The sequence below is a fragment of the Proteocatella sp. QWL-06 genome (genome assembly GCF_058684135.1).
Genome location: NZ_CM178755.1, coordinates 1188847 through 1208578, shown reverse-complemented (window position 1 = coordinate 1208578; position 19732 = coordinate 1188847). Strand labels below are relative to the sequence as shown.

Genomic DNA, 19732 nt, shown 5'->3' with positions numbered 1-19732 from the left:
TGAATTATGGCAAAAAATCTAGTGGTAGTGGAATCTCCTGCCAAAGCTAAAACTATAGAAAAATTTCTTGGTAAAAAGAACTACACAGTCAAAGCTTCGGTTGGACATATAAGAGACTTACCAAAAAGCAAACTTGGAATAGATGTGGAAAATGATTTTGAACCACAATATATTACAATTAGGGGAAAAGGAGATATAGTATCCGAGCTCAAGAAAGAAGCAAAAAAAGCAGATAAGATATTTCTTGCAACAGACCCCGACAGAGAAGGTGAAGCAATTTCATGGCATCTGGCAAATCTTTTGAAAATAGAAGAAGATAAGGCCTACAGAATAGAATTTAATGAGATAACCAAAGAAGCCGTTACAAAAGCAATAAAGAGTCCGAGAAAAATCAACATGGACATAGTAGATGCACAGCAGGCAAGACGAGTAATCGACAGACTGGTAGGATACAAAATAAGTCCGATACTCTGGAGTAAAGTCAGAAAAGGACTTAGCGCAGGAAGAGTCCAGTCCGTGGCAACCAAGATAATAAGAGACAGAGAAAACGAAATAAATGCTTTTATACCTGAGGAGTACTGGAATATTGAACTCGATGTAAGGGGAGAGGATAAGAAGACCGCTAAGTTCAAATATTACGGTCAGAAAACCTCAAGTAATAAGGTAAAGAAAAATGAATTAAAAAACAAAGAGCAGACAGATAAGATTCTCACTGAGATTGAAAATAAGAATATAGTAATTGATTCAATCGAAATAAAAGAAAGAAAGCGATCCGCTCCAAAACCATTCACTACGAGTCTGCTTCAGCAGGAAGCAGGGAGTAAGATTTCTTTTCCTACTAAAAAAACCATGAGCATAGCTCAGCAGCTTTATGAAGGTGTAGATGTAAAAGGATCTGGTACACTGGGGTTGATAACATATATAAGAACTGACTCACAGAGGATTTCCGAAGAGGCTCAGGAACATGCCAAAGAGTTCATACTTGAAAGATACGGCAGTGCTTACTTTAAGAAATATGTAAATCAGGCATCAAAAGGCAAGAAAATACAGGATGCCCATGAATGTATAAGGCCTACTTATATTAACATGACTCCTGATTCCATAAAAGATTCTTTAAGCAAAGAACAGTATAAGCTATATAAGCTTGTATGGGAGCGTTTTGTCGCATGTCAGATGAGTGATGCAAAATTCGATTCTCAGAATATACAGGGAAGCATATCTGAAAGCGTATTTAAAGCGACTGGAAGCATCATGAAATTCGATGGATTTCTTAAGGTCTACACTTACGCAAAGACCGAAGAGAATGAGCTCCCTGAATTTGAGCTCCTCAAGGAATATGCTGTAAAGAAAACATCTGGAACCCAGCATTTTACGCAGCCTCCGGCAAGATATACCGAGTCTACCCTTGTAAAAATACTTGAAGAAAAGGGAATCGGAAGACCGAGCACCTATGCTCCTACAATAGCAACGATCCTGGCAAGGGGATATATCCAGAAAAAAGACAATGCTTTATTTCTTACAGAGCTTGGAGACATTGTTACCACAATAATGGAGGAAAACTTTGCAAATATAGTAGACATCGATTTTACAGCTGAGATGGAAACTGAACTCGACATGGTAGAAGAGGGAAAAGAAAGATGGAAAGATATTATAGCCAGATTTTACCCTGATTTTGCTGAATCAGTAAGAGTTGCAGAGGAAACTCTCGAAAAAATCCAGATGCAGGTCGAAGAAACGGATGAAATCTGCGAGTTGTGCGGATCAAACATGGTAATAAGACATGGGCGATTTGGGAAGTTCATGGCATGTAAAAATTATCCTGAATGCAAGAATACTAAACCAATTCTTGAAAGGATAGGGATCAAATGCCCTGTTTGCAAGGACGGAGACGTAATAGTAAGAAAAACTAAAAAAGGTAGAGATTTTTATGGATGCTCCAGATTCCCAGAATGCAGATTTGTATCATGGAATCGTCCAACGGGTGAAATGTGTGAGCTGTGTGGCAGCTATAAGATTGAAAAGATAACGAAAAATTCAAAACACGAGCTCTGCTCAAACAAAGACTGCCCGGATAGCAAAGTTAAAAAAGACAAATAATTAAGAATCGTGAGAAAAGTTATCTTTTTTAATAAAAATGCAAAAATTCCGTTGAATTATGCAATAAATTGTGATATAACAAAAATAGGATAAATTGCGATTTTTACAATTGACCAAATTTTATTAATATATTTAAAGGATAGGTGGAATATATGGCAAGTGAATTGTTAGAAAAAACCAGGAAAATCAATAAGATATTACAGAATTCAGGTGTAAATCCTGTATCGTTTCCAGAACTGAGTGAGATACTCAACGAAGTATTAAGCTCAAACGTATATATAATCAGTTCAAAAGGAAAAGTGCTTGGAGCTTCTTTTACGCACGAAAACGACAGTTCGATAATTTTAGATGAAGCAACAGGAGATGGCAAATTTCCAGTTGATCACGTGGAAGCTATAAACAAAATCAATGAAACCATGCCAAATCTTACAAGGGAAAGTCTTCTGGCAGTCCTTAAAGGCGAGATTTCCAGTTACAACAAGCTCGTGACCATAGTGCCTATAATTGGAAACGCAAAAAGACTTGGAACTCTTCTTCTGTCAAGATATGAGAAAGAATTTGATGACGGAGACCTTGTTCTGGCTGAATACAGTTCAACAGTTGTCGGCCTTGAGATACTGAGAGCAAAAAGCGAAGAAATGGAAGAAGAGCTCAGGAAGATAGCGGTTGTGCAGATGGCAATTGGAACATTGTCATATTCAGAGCGTGAAGCAGTTGAACATATATTCAAGGAGCTTGATGGACAGGAAGGTCTGCTTGTCGCGAGTAAGATTGCCGACAGAGCAGGAATCACAAGATCTGTAATTGTTAATGCTCTTAGAAAATTTGAAAGTGCAGGAGTAATTGATTCCAGATCGCTTGGAATGAAAGGTACACACATTAGAATTCTGAATGACAAGCTGCTTGAGGAACTTGAAAAATCAACTTATAAATAAAAAATCATTTACAGCATTTAAGCCTGAGGAAACTCAGGCTTGAGTTTTTTGAGGTGAATAAAATGGAAATACCTTTTTATCAGAAAATCAGGCCTGACAAGCTTGAAGACATGGTCGGTCAGAAGCATATACTGTCTGAAGGCATGATAATTGAAAAGCTTTACAGGCAGAAAAAGATTACAAATATGATTATGTACGGACCCCCCGGAACTGGAAAGACTACGCTCGCAAACATCCTTATGGATAATTCAGGGCTCAAGAGCTATAAACTGAATGCAACATATTCAAAAACTCAGGATATAAGAGACATAACCAGTCAGCTTGAGGGATTTAACAAAGAGACGACAGTGATCATATTTGTAGATGAGATACAGAATTTCAATAAAAAGCAGCAACAACTTCTGCTCGAACATATCGAGTATGGAAATGTTATACTTGTCGCAAATACTACGGAAAATCCTTATCATCATATTTATAAATCACTCCTAAGCAGGTGTACATTGGTTGAATTCAGGAATATCGATGACATTGAAATAAGAGAAGGATTGTCAAAATGTATCGAAAAACAGACAGATCTCAAAGTAACCTATACAGATTCAGATCTGGACCTGATTGTTGGAGCGTCAAATGGCGATTTCAGAAAATCGCTTAATATTCTTGGACTTTTATTTGAATTTTACTCTTCAGCGGGAGCTCTTATAATAAATAAAGAAAACATAAAGCAGGTATGCATGTCAAAGGTGATTGAATATGATCGAAATTCAGACTCACATTACGACCTTTTGAGCGCATTTCAGAAATCCATAAGAGGAAGCGACCCGAATGCTGCAGTGCATTATCTTGCGCGGCTTGTTCATGCTCAGGATCTGGATTCGATTTGCAGGAGACTCCTCGTAATTGCATCCGAAGACATCGGGCTCGCATATCCGCAGGCTATTAGCATTATAAAATCATGTGTTGATGCAGCTTATATGATTGGATTTCCTGAAGCAAGGATACCTCTTGCACAGGCTACAGTTTTGCTGGCTATCAGTCCGAAGTCAAATTCATCATATGCTGCACTTGACTCAGCAATGAAGGATATAATTGACAGGAATATAAATGATATTCCGCGTTATCTTCGAGATTCAACTTATTCATATATGAGCGACTCTGAGAATGCAGAGACCTATAAATATCCTCACAGTTATGAAAACTCTTATGTGGAGCAACAGTATCTGCCAGATTCGATAAAAAATGAGGTCTATTACTGTCCGGGAAATAACAAATTTGAAAAAAACGCGACAGACTATATAAATAAAATTAAAAGTATGAAATAAGTGCAAAATATGATAAAATGAGACTGAAAAGCCGTTTATTTATGATGGTTTAATATAAATTTATGAATTGGAGAAGAAATGGAATTAAAGCAATCTGATTTTCGCAACATCATCTGCGGAGTAAAAGAAGGTTCTATTGCTGATGAGTGTGGAATAAAAAAAGGAGATATTCTTGTTTCAATCAACTCACAAAAAATAGAAGATGTAATTGAATATAAGTTTATACAGTCTGATGAGTATATAGAACTCGAGATACAGCATGCGGATGGAGAAAACGTAATATATGACATAGAAAAGGAATATGATGAGGACCTCGGACTCGAATTTTCAAATCCGATAATAGATTCTGTCAGAAACTGTAACAACAAATGTGTGTTCTGTTTTGTCGATCAGTTGCCAGAAGGCATGAGAGAAACCCTTTATATCAAGGATGATGATTCAAGGTTATCATTTTTGCAGGGAAATTTCATCACGATGACCAACATGAAAGACAAAGATATTGACAAGATGATAAAATACAGGATAAGCCCTGTAAACATATCTGTTCACAGCACCAATCCTGACTTAAGGGTTAAAATGCTTAATAACAGGTTTGCCGGTGACATTGAATCAAAAATTAAAAGGCTTAATGATGCCGGAATAGAAATGAATGCGCAGATAGTATGCGTTCCAGGCTATAATGACAAATCCGAACTGGAACGAACGGTAAATGACCTTGCAAAGTATTCGGAAAATCTGGGGAGTATAGCTGTAGTACCAGTAGGGATAACGAAATTCAGAGAGAATCTTGAAAATCTCGATATTTTTGATAAAGACTCTTCAAGAGAACTCATAGGACAGATAAAGAGAATGCAGGAACATTTTTTGTCTGAGTTCGGTCGAAGATTTGTATTTGCGTCTGATGAATTTTATGTTTTGGCCGAGCTCCCTCTGCCTGAATATGAAGAATATGAGGGATTTTCGCAGATTGAAAATGGGGTTGGACTTATAAAGATGTTTGAACAGCAGTTCGATGATGCGATAAAATCACTGGAAAATCGTTATGAGGAAGTAATCAGAAACATTACAATAGCTACGGGCACTTCTGCATACAGATTCATGTGTGAGATATCTGAAAAGGCCATGAGAGCTTTTCCAGGCCTTAATATTAATGTCATAAAGATAATAAATAATTTTTTTGGTGATAAGATTACTGTTGCGGGACTTATTACCGCTTCAGACTTGTATGAGCAGCTTAAAGATCATGAGCTTGGGGACTTTCTTTTTATTCCTTCAGTCATGCTTAGAGATGGGGACACTGTATTCCTTGACAATGAAACCGTTGAAGGGCTTTCGTTGAAACTAAAGATACCGATAATAGTATGCGAAGTAGATGGAAGCTCATTTATTAATGAGATAATTAAGATTATAAATTGAAACAGGAGATAAAATGAGACCAATAGTTGCAATAGTAGGAAGACCAAATGTAGGTAAATCTACATTATTCAATAAGCTTGTGGGGAAGAGAGTGTCAATCGTCGAAGATACCCCTGGAGTAACGAGAGACCGTATATATGCCGAAGTGGAATGGCTTAACAAGTACTTCACATTAATAGATACTGGTGGAATCGAACCAAAATCTGATGAAATAATCCTGAGCAAGATGAGGCAGCAGGCTGAGCTTGCAATGGATACTGCCCATGTCATACTTTTTATCGTAGACGTCAAAAACGGACTTACTCCTCAGGACCAGGAGATAGCTGTAATGCTAAGAAAAACCAAGAAACCTATACTACTTGTAGTAAATAAAGTAGACAACAGAAATATTCCTGATAACTTTTATGATTTCTATGAGCTTGGGCTTGGAGAAGCACATCCGATTTCAGGAGTAAACGGACTGGGAATAGGCGATCTTCTGGATGAGATAGTTTCGCATTTCCCAGCGAACCTTGATACAGAGTATGCAGAAGATGTCACCAAAGTAGCAATCGTAGGAAAGCCAAATGCCGGAAAATCTTCAATCCTGAACAGACTGCTTGGTGAAGAGCGGGTTATAGTAAGCCCTATAGCTGGGACCACTCGTGATGCGATAGATACGTACAAGGAGATTGCAGGAAAAAAATACCTGTTTATTGATACAGCAGGTGTTCGTAAAAAGAACAAAATTGAAGAGAACATAGAGAAGTACTCAGTAATAAGATCGTACACGGCAATAGAGAGAGCTGATGTAGTCCTGATGGTAATAGATGCCAGCGAGGGAATCTCAGAGCAGGACAGCAAGATAGCGGGAATGGCTCATGATGCTGGAAAATGCATAGTTATCGTGGTAAACAAATGGGATCTCCCTGAAAAGGACAATGATTCGATTAAAAAATATACAAAGCAGATCAGAGAAGAACTTCCTTTCATGATGTATGCTCCGATAATATTCATATCAGCTCTTACAGGGCAGAGGTTTGGACAGATAAAGGAATCAATAGATTATGTAATAGAACAGGCGTCAAGACGTATTCCTACAGGACTTCTCAATGATGTAATAGGTGAAGCAGTAATGCTTAATCAGCCTCCATCAGACAAGGGAAGAAGGCTGAAGGTATACTATGCGACTCAGGTAGGTGTTAAACCGCCTACATTCACCATATTTGTTAACAGCAATGAACTATTCCACTTTTCATATCAGAGATATCTTGAAAATAAAATCAGAGAAAATTTTGGATTCGAGGGTACGCCTCTGGTATTTAAAAGAAGAGAAAAAGGCGAAAAGAGATAGGCTTGGGAGACGAAAATGTATAATCTTAATATAATAATACCTCTGATAATAATGTCATATTTTATTGGAAATATCTCACCTTCTGTTATTATCGGAAAGAGGATGAAGAACATTGATATAAGGCAGCATGGATCTGGAAATGCTGGAACAACAAATGCAATGAGAATAATGGGAAAGAAGGTTGGAGCAGCAGTTTTTATGCTCGACCTGATTAAGGGAGTTATCCCGTCTGCCATAGGTATGTATTTTGGAGCAGTAGAGCTTGCATTTATATGTGGACTGGCAACAGTAATGGGCCATATTTTCCCGGCAGTTCTCAAATTCAAGGGTGGAAAAGGAGTAGCGACATCGCTCGGAGTTGGTCTTGTGATTGCTCCGGTTCATGCACTCATAGGCCTGCTTATTTTTGCTATAATCGTAATAAAAACAAGATATATTTCTCTTGGATCAATAATTGGAACACTTACTTTTCCGATTCTCCAAATATTTACTACTGATAATATGAACATAGTCATTATGAGCGTAATGCTTGGACTGCTTGTGACATATTCACACAGAGAAAATATAAAAAGGCTTATCAATGGTACGGAAAATAAATTTGGAGTCCCAAAAAAATAGGAGGATTTTATGGATAAGATTGCCATATTAGGTTCAGGAAGCTGGGGAACAGCTCTTGGAAAAATCTTAGCTGAAAAAGGATATACTGTTTTCATATGGGGAAGAAATAAGAACGTAATAGAAGATATAAATATTAACAGAGAAAATTCAAGATACCTTAAAAGCATAAAGCTTCCCGCTTCTCTTAATGCTACTGAAAACATCGAAGAAGCACTTCAGGATGCAGACATAGTTATTCTTGCGGTAACATCCCAGTCAAACAGAGAGACATTGAATAGAATCAAGAATCTTGTAAAGGATTCAACCATAATAGTTAATGTCTCAAAAGGGCTCGAAATTAATACTAACAAAAGAGCTTCAGAAATATCTGAAGAAATTCTTCCTTACAATAAATTCGTTGCACTGTCAGGACCTTCACATGCCGAAGAAGTGGCTGTAAATATGCCAACTACGATTGTTTCTGCTTCCAGATCCGGAGAAGCAATGATAAGAGTACAGGAACTTTTCGTTGGAACTTCTGTAAGAGTATACACCAACTCAGACGTGACAGGCGTTGAGCTTGCGGGAGCCTTTAAGAATATTATCGCATTGGGAATTGGAATAATAGACGGACTTGGATTTGGCGATAATACAAAGGCGGCCATGATGACCCGAGGCCTGGTTGAGATAGTAAGGCTGTCTGTTGAGATGGGCGCAGATATATCTACGTTCTTTGGTCTGGCAGGTATGGGAGATCTTATTGTAACTTGCACATCGCCTCATTCCAGGAACAGAAGGGCCGGAATTCTCATAGGCAGGGGATATTCGCTCGAAGAGGTAAAGAACGAAATTAATATGGTTGTAGAAGGAATAAATGCAACAAAGATTGCATATGAGTTATCCAGAAAACTTAACATCGACATGCCAATAGTGAATGAGATGTATAAAGTGATATTTGAAAATGGAGAGATTAAAAACGCAATTGCAAATCTCATGAGCAGAGACAAAAAGCATGAAAATGAAGAGCTCATAAATATCAGGATAGTATAGTGCGGGTACTGAGATGACAAATGAAAGAAGCTACAAGGCAGCAAAAAATGAAGCGCCAAAAAGTCATTCTGAAAGCAGAAAGAAAATTATAAGAAAAAAGAAAAGACTTAACATAAACATGATAATCATGCTCACTGTTATATTCTGCATATCCGTTTTTGTTTTATACAATCTATACAACATGATCCATATATCTTCTATAAAGACAGCAATAGTAGACATTGGAGATGTCAGCCGAACAGTTAAAAGAGACATGCTCGTAGTAAAGAATGAAAAGGTTTTCTATGCTCCTTCAGATGGATATTTTGATCTTATATATCCTGAAGGAGAAAAAGTAAAAAAGGGTCAGGCTATTGCTAAAACAAAAAATCAGAGCAATGATGTTAACTACAGTTATCTTATTGAACTTATCGATTCCAGAATAAGAGCACTGAAGAATAACACTGAAGACAAAGATACTGAGGATGAGCTTGTAAAAACCAATAACAGGCTCGACTATCTTTATAAAGAAATCCAGAACAGGATAAATACTGGAGAGATTGAGTATATTGACATATTGAAGAAGGAAGTCATCACTTTAAATAATAAAAAACAGTATCTTCTCCCGGCAGAGGATGGTCATATAAAAACGATTGAAGAACTTGAAGCCGAAAAAGCGGAATTAAAAAAACAGCTTGAGAGCAAAAATTCTTTAGTATACTCAAACTATATTGGTATAGTTACCTCATACTATGATGGTTATGAAGACAAGTTCAATATCAATAAAATTCGAGAAATTACGGTATCTGATATACAGAGCGTCAAAGACATTGAGCCAGTAGATTACAGCAAACCTAAAGTAAAAGGAGATCCTCTTGGCCGCATAGTTGAAAATTTCAGATGGTATCTCGTATGTGAGATTACAAAGGATGATATAGACTATATATACACCGAAAAACCCGTAAATATATATATTGAAGACATAAAAATCGAAGCAAAGCTTGAGGATTTTTATAAAGGGTCGGATGGCAGGTTTACGGGTTATTTCAGAGTTGAAGACGAAAATTTCAAGTTTTATGAAAAGAGAAAATATACTGCCGATATAGAATATGAATTTCAGAAAGGGCTTAAGATTCCCGTTTCTGCACTCATAAAGAAAGGTGATAAAAATGGGGTTTATGTCATAGACAGAACGGGCACAGCGGTTTTCAAAGAAGTAGATGAGATAGGCGCAAAAAATAATGAGTTTTTTACTATACCCTATGAAGCTACCTATAAAAAAGACCTTGCAAAAGTCAATCTGTATGATGAAGTCATTATAAACCCGGAAAATGTTGTTGAAGGAAGAAAGGTGAAATAATGAATCTTGAAGACAATATGTCATTGGTTCTAAGCAATATTGAAAGTGCTATGAATAAAAGCAGGTTCAATCAGTCGGTTGAGCTTATTGCAGTAACCAAGACTGTTGAATCAGACATAATTAATCAGGCTGTAAGCCTTGGAGTAAAAAACATAGGCGAGAACAAAGTTCAGGAAATACAGCGAAAATATCCTGATATATCTGGCGATGTAAGATGGCATCTTATAGGTACCCTTCAGACTAATAAAGTCAAATACATTGCTGATAAAGTAGATATGATACATTCTCTTGACCGTATTGAGCTTGCAAAAGAAATAAACAGACAGGCTGTAAAGCACAATAGAATAATAAAATGCCTTATTCAGGTGAAGATTTCAGAAGAAGATACAAAGCATGGTGTAGATATAGAAAACGTGATACCCCTTGTAAGAGACATTTCAGACAATTATCCCAATATAATTATCTGTGGATTAATGGGAATGGCGCCATATTGTGAAGATAAAGAGCATGCAAGGCCGTATTTCAAAAAACTCAGATCTGTTTTTGATGAATTAGAAAATCTTAAGATTCCAGGAGTAAACATGCAACATCTTTCAATGGGAATGTCAGGCGATTATGAAATTGCTATTGAAGAAGGATCTACAATGGTTAGAGTGGGAACAGCTATATTTGGAGAAAGAGTGTATATATAACTCTTTCCGCTGTTACTAATTTTTTTGAAAATATTGATAACATCGCTTATATGTGATATTATTATTAAAAGTATTAAACAGGAACATTATTAAACAGGAGGGTGACTGATGGCGGAGAAAGAATCTAAAGGATTATTCTCATTTTTAAAGAAAAATGATGATTATGAGGATGAATATGATTATGATGATGAAGAACTTGATGATGGTTACGATGAAATGACACCTTTACCAAAATATCAGGCAAACAGCAAAGTTGTGAATCTCGGCCAAAGCATGGCATCGGGCGTAAATGGTCAGGTCAAGGTTATGATTTATGAACCAGCCAGTTATGATGAGGATGCTCCTGCCATTGTAGACAGCCTCAAGGCAAAAAAAGTCTGCATTGTAAATTTGGAGTCAGTTAATGATCCTGAAATTGCAAAGACTATATTTGATTTTTTAAATGGTGCGATTTATGCTATGGATGGCAGAATAAAGAAAATATCAAAAGGCATTTTTCTTCTGGCACCTGAAAATACTGATATTGATGGAAATATTAAAAAAGAGCTCGAATCAAAAGGTTTTTTCAGATGGCAATAATTGAAGATTTCACCTGGAATGGAGAGAATAATGATATATAGATTAGCCAGTCTTGTTATACAGTTTTTAGAGATGGCAATTGTACTTAGCGCTGTGCTTTCCTGGTTTCATATTGATGGGCTTTATTCATTAAAAAAAGCACTGGATAATATAGTGAGTCCAATCCTGAACCCTATTCAAAAACAGCTTTACAGATATGTCAATCTTGGAGGTATAGATATATCTCCTGTAATTGCATTGATACTGCTTTCTGTAATAAGAAAGATACTGTTTTATGTTCTGTGGTAAATGGCATGTCAGTATTTCTTGATAAAAACCATCTCACAAATCACATAAACAGTGATTCTCTTAAAATAAAGCTCACCCGGTCGCTTGATATGGTGGACTCCGTATTAAGAAATTATGAAATAAAACACACGAAATTCATGGATCCGTTTGAATGCTCAAGCCTAGTTTCCATACTAAAAGGAATTGACGGGATATCATTTCATGAATCTGGAGGATATGAAGAATCAGAAAGAAAGATTGTGTACATCTACCCCGATTATTTTAAGCCCGAGGACATTCCGTCTGCAATAAGCATGATACGGATAGCCGGTAATTTTAAATATAGAGATGTTGGACATCGTGACTATCTTGGCAGTATACTTTCGCTTGGAATAAACCGAGAGAATATTGGCGATATATGCATAAATACTGATGGGGTTTATGTAGTAATACTTGAGAATTTTAAGGACTATATACTATTTAATCTCGAAAAAATAGCAAATGTAAGAATTCAAAAGTCTGAATATGACATAGATGCTTTTCTTTATGAAGAACCGGAATATTCGGAGCACTCATACAGCGTATCATCCATAAGAATTGATTCGATTTTATCATCAGGTTTCGATATATCGAGAGAAAAAGCTCAGAACTTGATAAAAAACGAAAATGTAAGGGTAAATCACGAAGTAATAAGCGTATCATCAAAGATTCCTAAAGAAGGAAGCGTTATTTCTGTAAAAGGATATGGAAGAATAATTTTTGCAGGAGAAATCTGTGTAACTAAAAAAAATAAAATCAGAATAATGATTAAAAAGTATAGGAAGTGAGAATATGCTGACTCCACTGGACATAGAAAGCAAAGAATTTCGAAAGGCAATGAGAGGTTATAATGATCAGGAAGTTGACAGATTCATTGAAGAAGTCAAAAGCGATTATGAGAAAATCTATAAAGAGAACGCTGACCTCAGAACAAAGCTTGAATATTTAAAAGAGCAGATAGACAGCTACAGAAATTTAGAGAATTCAATCAAAGATACTTTAATTGTTTCAAAAAAAACAGCTGAGGATATACAGATAAATGCTGTAAAGGAAAAAGAACTTATACTTGAAGAAGCAAGAATAAATGCAAAAAACATAATAAATATAGCAAACAATGAAGTCATCAGAATACAAAATGAATATGAAGATATCCGCAGGGAATTCGTGTTATTTAAGAACAAGATGACGACATTGATGGGGGATGTATCTTTAAAATCTGGCGTACTTGACAGAAAATTCGAAGAAACTCAACGAATAAGCGTGATTACTGATGATATGCTGAAGGAAAATGCTGAAGAAAATAAAAAATAGCTTGATTATTTTGCAGTATTCGTATAGAATACTCTTTATAAACAGTGAATATCAATGCAATGAAAAGAACAGTAGTGACTGTATTTTATTTAAGAGAGCAGGTGGATGGTGCGAATCCTGTAATATGACTGTCATGAATATCATCTTTTGGCATTACTCATGAACAAACATATTCTGTAAGGATAAATAGTTTAATTAGTGAGCTACGGCTGGTAACCGTTAAAAAACCACAGAGAGTCTGTACGTATGTGCAGTCTGAACTAGGGTGGTAACACGATAATTCGTCCCTGCACATATTTGTGTGGGGATTTTTTATTACAAACAATAATTCAAAAATATATTACTTTAGAAAAGGAGAAGTATATGAAGTTTAACAATTTGTACAATGGACCGGCTTCAGAAGGTGAAAAAGCCATAAGAGATTATTGGGACAGAATCGACCTTCTGCATCGCTGTGTTGATGAAAGAGAAGAAGGAGAGTCATTTGTTTTTTACGAGGGCCCGCCTACCGCAAATGGAAAGCCTGGAATACACCACGTAATTGCAAGGACGCTTAAGGATTATGTGTGCCGATACAGAACAATGCAGGGATATCAGGTAAAAAGAAAGGCGGGATGGGATACTCACGGACTTCCAGTAGAAATAGAAGTTGAGAAAAGACTCAACCTCAGCTCAAAGCAGGATATTGAAGAATATGGAATAAAGGAGTTCAATGAAAAATGCAGAGAATCTGTATTTGAGTATGAAAGCCAGTGGAGAGACATGACTGAGAGAATGGCTTACATGATTGATCTTGACAACCCATATATAACACTTGACAACAATTTTATAGAGACCGAATGGTGGATACTCGATAAATATTTTAAAGAAGGACTTATCTATGAAGGACACAAGATATTGCCTTATTGCTCAAGATGTGGAACGGGACTTGCATCACACGAGGTGGCTCAGGGATATAAAGAGATAAAGAGCAATACTCTTATTGTGAAATTCAAGCTTGCTGGCAAAGAAAATGAATACTTCCTTGCCTGGACGACTACGCCTTGGACACTTGCGTCAAACGTAGCACTTGCGGTTTCACCAACAGAAATATATCTTAAAGTAAAGCAGAACGATGAAATATATTATGTTTCAAAAACACTGTCTGCGAAGGTTCTTGGAGAAGACTTTGAAGTACTAGAAGAAATAGAAGGAAAGAATCTCGAGTACATCGAGTATGAGCAGCTAATGGACTTCGTAAAGCCTGACAAAAAAGCTTTCTTTGTAGTCCTGGGTGACTATGTAACCACTGAAGACGGAACAGGTATAGTTCATACAGCTCCAGCTTTTGGTGAGGATGACTATAACGTTGGAAGAAAATATGATCTTCCCGTGCTTCAGCCGGTAGGAGAAGACGGAAAATACACAGCTACTCCATGGGCAGGTAGATTTGTAATGGAAGAAGGCCTTGATGTAGATATAATCAAGCACCTTGCTTCTAAAAATCAGATATACAAAAAAGAAAAGATGGACCACAACTATCCACACTGCTGGAGATGTCAGACTCCTCTTTTATATTATGCAAAGCCAAGCTATTATATCGAAGTTACGAAATATAAAGACAAACTTATAGAAAACAATAATACAGTCAACTGGTTCCCTGCATATGTGGGAGAAAAACGTTTTGGGAACTGGCTTGAAAATCTTAACGACTGGGCAATTTCAAGATCAAGATATTGGGGAACTCCTCTGAATATATGGACATGCAGCTGTGGACATAAGACTTCTGTTGGATCCAGACAGGAACTTGCTGATCGGGCAATTGAGAGTGTTGATCCTGAAACAGTTGAGCTGCACAGGCCATATGTTGATGATATCCACATAAAATGCGAAAAATGCGGCGAAACTATGGAAAGGGTAAAAGATGTTATTGACTGCTGGTTTGATTCCGGTTCTATGCCATTTGCTCAGCATCATTATCCATTTGAGAACAAAGAAAACTTTGATCAGCTATTTCCGGCAAACTATATATGCGAAGGAATTGATCAGACCAGAGGCTGGTTCTATTCACTTCTTGCCGTATCAACATTTGTAACAGGAAAAGCTCCATATAAGAATGTTCTTGTAAACGATCTTATTCTTGATAAGGATGGGAAGAAAATGTCAAAATCAAGAGGGAACACTGTAGATCCTTTTGAGATGTTTGACAAATTTGGAGCCGATGTCCTCAGATGGTACCTGCTTTATGTATCTCCTCCTTGGGTACCAACCAAATTTGACGTAGATGGACTTAAGGAAGTCCAAAGCAAATTCTTTGGAACAGTCAAAAACGTATACAATTTCTTTGTACTTTATGCAAATACTGACAACATAGATCCGAAGGAATTCTTCGTAGAGTATTCTGAAAGACCTGAACTTGACAGATGGATACTTTCTAAATTCAATAACCTTAAAAATCTGGTTGCAAAAGAACTAGAAGCTTATGAGGTTACGAAAGTGGTAAGAGCGGTACAGGATTTTGTAAATGAAGATCTTTCAAACTGGTATATAAGAAGATCGAGAAGAAGATTCTGGTCAACAGAACTTACCGAAGATAAAAAATCAGTATACAACACAACATATGAGATACTTGTAGGTATATCACAGATGGTTGCTCCATTTGCCCCTTACCTTTCTGAGGAGATTTACAGAAATTTAACTGGAGAAGATTCAGTGCATCTAAGCTATTATCCTTCATGCAATGAATCGCTTATAGATAATGCTCTTGAAGAAAAGATGGATCTTGTGAAAAACCTGGTAACTCTAGGAAGAGCATCAAGAGAGGCAGTAAAGATAAAAGTAAGACAACCAATCGCAAAGGTTTATGTTGACTCAAAAATCGAGCCTGTAATGGGAGATTTAACCCCTCTTATAGAAGAAGAGCTTAACGTAAAAGAAGTAGTATACTCAGCAAATCTTAACGAGTATATAGATTTCTCACTCAAGCCAAATTTTGCGGTTCTGGGTAAACAATTAGGCTCAAAGCTTAAGCTATTCTCATCACAGCTTGCAGGATTAGATCCTAAAGATGCTGTTGAAAAGCTTGAGTCTGGTCAGCACATTTCTTTTGATCTTGATGGCGAAATCTATAATGTGAGTAAGGATGATGTTCTTATAAACATAGCTGCAAAAGAAGGATTTGATGTAGCTACAGAAAATAATTTGTTTATCATACTTGACACAAATCTTACTGAAGAGCTAATAAATGAAGGTTTTGCAAGAGAATGCATCTCAAGAGTTCAGCAGATGAGAAAAAGCAAGGATCTTCAGATGATGGACAATATAGTTATAAATATTACAGGAAGTGAAAAGTTCATGAATGCAGTAAACATTCACCTTGAATATATCAAGGAAGAGACTCTCGCTCTGGAAATAATAAATCAGGAATCTGAAGATATGACAGAAGATGTATTAAATGGAGAGAATGTAAAGATAGGAATAACAAAAGCATAATGAGTTAATTCGAGAAAACAGATTCTAATAAAATGGAATCTGTTTTTTTTACAGAAAATTAAAATGTAACATAATATGGAATTTTTTACAAAAAACTCATTATTTTTATTTCAAAACATGTAATAATAGTATTAGAAATAAATAAATGAACTATATTATACAGATTCACAGAGAGGGTATTATGAAAAAAATATTAGTGGTTGATGATGAGAAGAGAATCCGGGAGATAATAGTCATGTACCTGATAAAGGAAGGATATGATGTAAATGATTTTGATAATGCGGATTCAGCTTATGATTATTTTAAATTGAATGGTGCCGATCTGATTGTTCTTGACATAATGATGAGAGGCACAAACGGGCTCGACCTTTGCAAAAAAATCCGTAAGGAAAGCGATGTTCCAATAATATTTGTCTCTGCACGAAATGAAGAGCTTGACCGGATTCTCGGCCTTGAACTTGGAGCTGATGACTATCTTTCAAAGCCATTCAGCGTAAGAGAACTTATCGTAAGGATAAAAAATATCCTGAAAAGAGTAGAAAGCCAGTGCCCAGCTAAAGAGGAAAATGTGCTTACACTCAAGGAACTAAGCATATTTCCTGAGCAGCGGATAGCAAAGATTTCCGACAAGGAAATTGCGCTGACCACAAAAGAATATGAAGTAATCAAATATCTTGTTGAAAATAAGGGATATCCACTGTCCAGAGATAAAATAATCCAGAGCATATGGGGCTATGAATATGATGGTTATGACAGAAACGTAGATGATACCATAAAAAGGCTGAGAAAAAAGCTGAAGGAATCAGGATCGAGCGTCGAAATTCAGACTGTATGGGGATTTGGATATAAGGTAATGAACGATGAGTAAGATTGGAAAAAAAATAATATTCAGTTATATCATTATTGTCATATTCACTATAAGCACAAGTCTTAGCATAACAAAAATAAACTTCACTGAAAATCTTAACAATCAGATACTCCAGGATCTTCAGAATGATGCTAATGTAATAGCTCAGCAGATAGAAAACAATCTAAGCAGCTATCAGAGTATCTATTCTTTATTTGGTGAAAAGATCACGCTAGAAGATATTTTCCCAAATGATGCTATTTTTAAATACTCAGTGAGATTTGCATCAACAAATATTCTGGTACTTGATAACAACAGAAAAGTGATATATCAGTCCTGGAAAAAGGAATCAGATCTTCAAGACTTCTCAGTAGGCAACTTTGATAAAAATCAATATTTTGTCCATGAAACTAAAATTCTTGATAAAGACTCTGAAGTCATAGGATATCTGCTTGCGCTTGCTAAAAAAGAAGATACCAGTCTCATAAATGCACTCATAAACAAAGCAGCTATAGTAGGTTTTGCAATGTCCCTTCTGATATCTATACTGATTGCATTTATTTTCGAGAGAAACCTTATTAATCCAGTAAACAGGCTCAAGCATAATATTTCAAAATTCAGGATAAGCGGAGAAAATAAATGGGAGGATATTAACACGAAGGATGAAATCGCAGATTTGAACACTGAATTCAAGAATATGGCCCAGAACCTGGTTAAATATGACAGGCAGCAGAAAGACTTCTTTCAAAATTCATCGCATGAGCTCAAGACACCGCTTATGTCCATACATGGGTATGCAGAAGCGATAAAAGATGGGGTGGTATCACCTCAAGATATTGTACCAAGCCTTGATATAATAATCGAGGAGACTAACAAGCTTGCTGAAATAGTTAATAATATAATGTATCTTACAAGGCTTGATGACAACACTGACGCAAAGGATAAAATCAATGAAATAAATCTGAAGGATTTTATTGAAGAAATATTATCCAGATTTGAGATTATCCTGAATGAGAGGGCTATAATCATTAGAAATAATGTGGGATCAGACATAAAAATTGATATGGAAGAAGAACATCTTTTCAGGATTTTTTCCAACCTTATATCGAATTCCATCAGGTATGCTAAATCAGAAATTATAATAGAGTCAGAAACAGATGATGGCTTAATAATAAGGCTCTGTGATGATGGAACAGGTTTTGAGGAAAAAGAACTTCCTCATGTATTTGAAAGATTTTTCAAGGGAGACAGAGGTAAAACCGGCCTGGGACTCTCCATAGTAAAAAGTACAGTAGAAAATTATAATGGTACTGTTTATGCATACAACCGAAATGACACTGGAGCATGTGTTGAAATTCATCTTAATAAACAAATGAATAAATAAATAAAAGATTGTCTACCTGATAATAAGGTAGACAATCTTTTTTACATTATTTGAATTTTAGTGCTGATCCTGTACTTCCGAATACTTCGTTTATCTTGTGTCTTACGATTTCTTCAATAGCATCTCTGCCAGGTCCCAGATATTTTCTTGGATCGAATTCCTTTGGATTTTCAATCATTACTTTTCTTATAGCTGCAGTCATAGCCATTCTCAAATCTGTATCTACATTTATCTTGCATACACCGAACTTTGAAGCACTGTTAAGCATTTCTTCAGGTACACCTTTTGCGCCAGGTATCTGTCCACCATACATATTACACATTTCAAGATATTTAGGTATTACAGACGATGCACCGTGAAGAACAAGTGGAAAATCAGGGAGCATATTAGATATCTTTTCAAGTCTTGCAAAATCAAGTTTAGGCTCACCTGTAAACTTGTATGCCCCATGACTTGTTCCTATTGCAATAGCGAGAGAATCTATGCCTGTACGTTCAACAAATTCAACAGCCTGATCAGGATCTGTATAAGTTGCGTCTTCAGCGCTTACATTAACTTCATCCTCAACTCCAGCCAGTTTTCCAAGTTCAGCTTCAACTGTGACATTCCTCTCATGCGCATAATCAACGACTCTTTTTGCCAGCTCAATATTCTGTTCAAAAGGAAGTGCCGATCCATCTATCATAACTGAGGAAAAGCCGTCATCAATGCATGATTTGCATAATTCAAAACTGTCACCATGATCAAGATGGAGGACTATAGGAAGATTTGTCTCTTCAATAGCTGCCTCTACCAGTTTTCTGAGATAAATAGGGTTTGCATATTTTCTTGCACCTGCAGAAACCTGTAGTATGACTGCTGACTCTTCTTTTTTCGCAGCTGATACAATACCCTGGATTATCTCCATATTGTTTACATTGAATGCTCCTATTGCATATTTACCTTCATAAGCGTTCTTGAATATTTCTCTGCTATTCATTAATGGCATTTCTTACCTCCCGTGTTAACACATCTCTATTAATTAAAAACAACTATGTTCCTTATGCCTATTATATA

17 protein-coding genes and 1 other annotated feature are annotated in these 19732 nt (G+C 36.3%); of the genes, 16 read left to right on the top strand and 1 reads right to left on the bottom strand.

Features of this window, described 5'->3' with window-relative positions; all coding sequences use genetic code 11:
- The first annotated feature begins 6 nt into the window (after positions 1 to 6).
- The 16 genes from topA to AC4PGZ_RS05650 all read left to right on the top strand — a co-directional run bounded on the left by topA (position 7) and on the right by AC4PGZ_RS05650 (position 18676).
- Positions 7 to 2097, top strand: coding sequence for a type I DNA topoisomerase (gene topA, locus AC4PGZ_RS05725; RefSeq protein ID WP_492160097.1), 2091 nt, complete (start codon positions 7 to 9; stop codon positions 2095 to 2097).
- A 152-nt stretch (positions 2098 to 2249) separates the two neighbouring features.
- Entirely contained in the window at positions 2250 to 3032 is a 783-nt protein-coding gene (gene codY / locus AC4PGZ_RS05720; RefSeq protein ID WP_492160096.1) for a GTP-sensing pleiotropic transcriptional regulator CodY, read from the top strand.
- 62 nt (positions 3033 to 3094) lie between these two features.
- Entirely contained in the window at positions 3095 to 4351 is a 1257-nt protein-coding gene (locus AC4PGZ_RS05715) for a replication-associated recombination protein A (RefSeq protein ID WP_492160095.1), read from the top strand.
- A 78-nt stretch (positions 4352 to 4429) separates the two neighbouring features.
- Positions 4430 to 5767, top strand: coding sequence for a DUF512 domain-containing protein (locus tag AC4PGZ_RS05710; protein ID WP_492160094.1), 1338 nt, complete (start codon positions 4430 to 4432; stop codon positions 5765 to 5767).
- A gap of 13 nt (positions 5768 to 5780) precedes the next feature.
- Positions 5781 to 7100: a ribosome biogenesis GTPase Der gene (gene der / locus AC4PGZ_RS05705; protein WP_492160093.1), complete on the top strand. Its 1320-nt coding sequence runs from the start codon at positions 5781 to 5783 to the stop codon at positions 7098 to 7100.
- A gap of 15 nt (positions 7101 to 7115) precedes the next feature.
- Complete coding sequence (gene plsY, locus AC4PGZ_RS05700; RefSeq protein WP_492160092.1) at positions 7116 to 7718, top strand: glycerol-3-phosphate 1-O-acyltransferase PlsY; 603 nt, start codon at positions 7116 to 7118, stop codon at positions 7716 to 7718.
- Between the two features lie 9 nt (positions 7719 to 7727).
- Positions 7728 to 8747 carry an NAD(P)H-dependent glycerol-3-phosphate dehydrogenase gene (locus AC4PGZ_RS05695; protein ID WP_492160091.1) on the top strand — a complete coding sequence of 340 codons (1020 nt, stop codon included), beginning with the start codon at positions 7728 to 7730 and terminating at the stop codon, positions 8745 to 8747.
- Between the two features lie 13 nt (positions 8748 to 8760).
- Positions 8761 to 10086: a biotin/lipoyl attachment domain-containing protein gene (locus tag AC4PGZ_RS05690; protein WP_492160090.1), complete on the top strand. Its 1326-nt coding sequence runs from the start codon at positions 8761 to 8763 to the stop codon at positions 10084 to 10086.
- Complete coding sequence (locus AC4PGZ_RS05685; protein ID WP_492160089.1) at positions 10086 to 10778, top strand: YggS family pyridoxal phosphate-dependent enzyme; 693 nt, start codon at positions 10086 to 10088, stop codon at positions 10776 to 10778. The genes AC4PGZ_RS05690 and AC4PGZ_RS05685 overlap by 1 nt, the downstream gene beginning before the upstream one ends.
- A gap of 108 nt (positions 10779 to 10886) precedes the next feature.
- Positions 10887 to 11357 (top strand): cell division protein SepF, encoded by a 471-nt coding sequence (locus AC4PGZ_RS05680; RefSeq protein WP_492160088.1) that lies wholly within the window; start codon positions 10887 to 10889, stop codon positions 11355 to 11357.
- Between the two features lie 30 nt (positions 11358 to 11387).
- A complete protein-coding gene (locus AC4PGZ_RS05675; protein ID WP_492160087.1) occupies positions 11388 to 11645 on the top strand; it encodes a YggT family protein in 258 nt (85 codons plus the stop codon).
- A 5-nt stretch (positions 11646 to 11650) separates the two neighbouring features.
- A complete protein-coding gene (locus AC4PGZ_RS05670; protein ID WP_492160086.1) occupies positions 11651 to 12451 on the top strand; it encodes a YlmH family RNA-binding protein in 801 nt (266 codons plus the stop codon).
- Between the two features lie 4 nt (positions 12452 to 12455).
- Positions 12456 to 12974, top strand: a complete 519-nt coding sequence (locus tag AC4PGZ_RS05665; RefSeq protein WP_492160085.1) for a DivIVA domain-containing protein — start codon at positions 12456 to 12458, stop codon at positions 12972 to 12974.
- Between the two features lie 50 nt (positions 12975 to 13024).
- Positions 13025 to 13266: a binding site (T-box leader), on the top strand.
- Positions 13267 to 13337: 71 nt separating this feature from the next.
- Positions 13338 to 16445, top strand: coding sequence for an isoleucine--tRNA ligase (gene ileS, locus AC4PGZ_RS05660; protein WP_492160084.1), 3108 nt, complete (start codon positions 13338 to 13340; stop codon positions 16443 to 16445).
- Positions 16446 to 16626: 181 nt separating this feature from the next.
- Positions 16627 to 17313 (top strand): response regulator transcription factor, encoded by a 687-nt coding sequence (locus AC4PGZ_RS05655; RefSeq protein WP_492160083.1) that lies wholly within the window; start codon positions 16627 to 16629, stop codon positions 17311 to 17313.
- Complete coding sequence (locus AC4PGZ_RS05650) at positions 17306 to 18676, top strand: sensor histidine kinase (RefSeq protein ID WP_492160082.1); 1371 nt, start codon at positions 17306 to 17308, stop codon at positions 18674 to 18676. Before AC4PGZ_RS05655 ends, AC4PGZ_RS05650 begins: the two co-directional genes overlap by 8 nt.
- A 46-nt stretch (positions 18677 to 18722) precedes the next feature.
- On the opposite strand, the gene fba is transcribed toward AC4PGZ_RS05650, so the two are convergent.
- Positions 18723 to 19664 carry a class II fructose-1,6-bisphosphate aldolase gene (fba, locus tag AC4PGZ_RS05645; protein WP_492160081.1) on the bottom strand — a complete coding sequence of 314 codons (942 nt, stop codon included), beginning with the start codon at positions 19662 to 19664 and terminating at the stop codon, positions 18723 to 18725.
- Between the last annotated feature and the right edge of the window lie 68 nt (positions 19665 to 19732).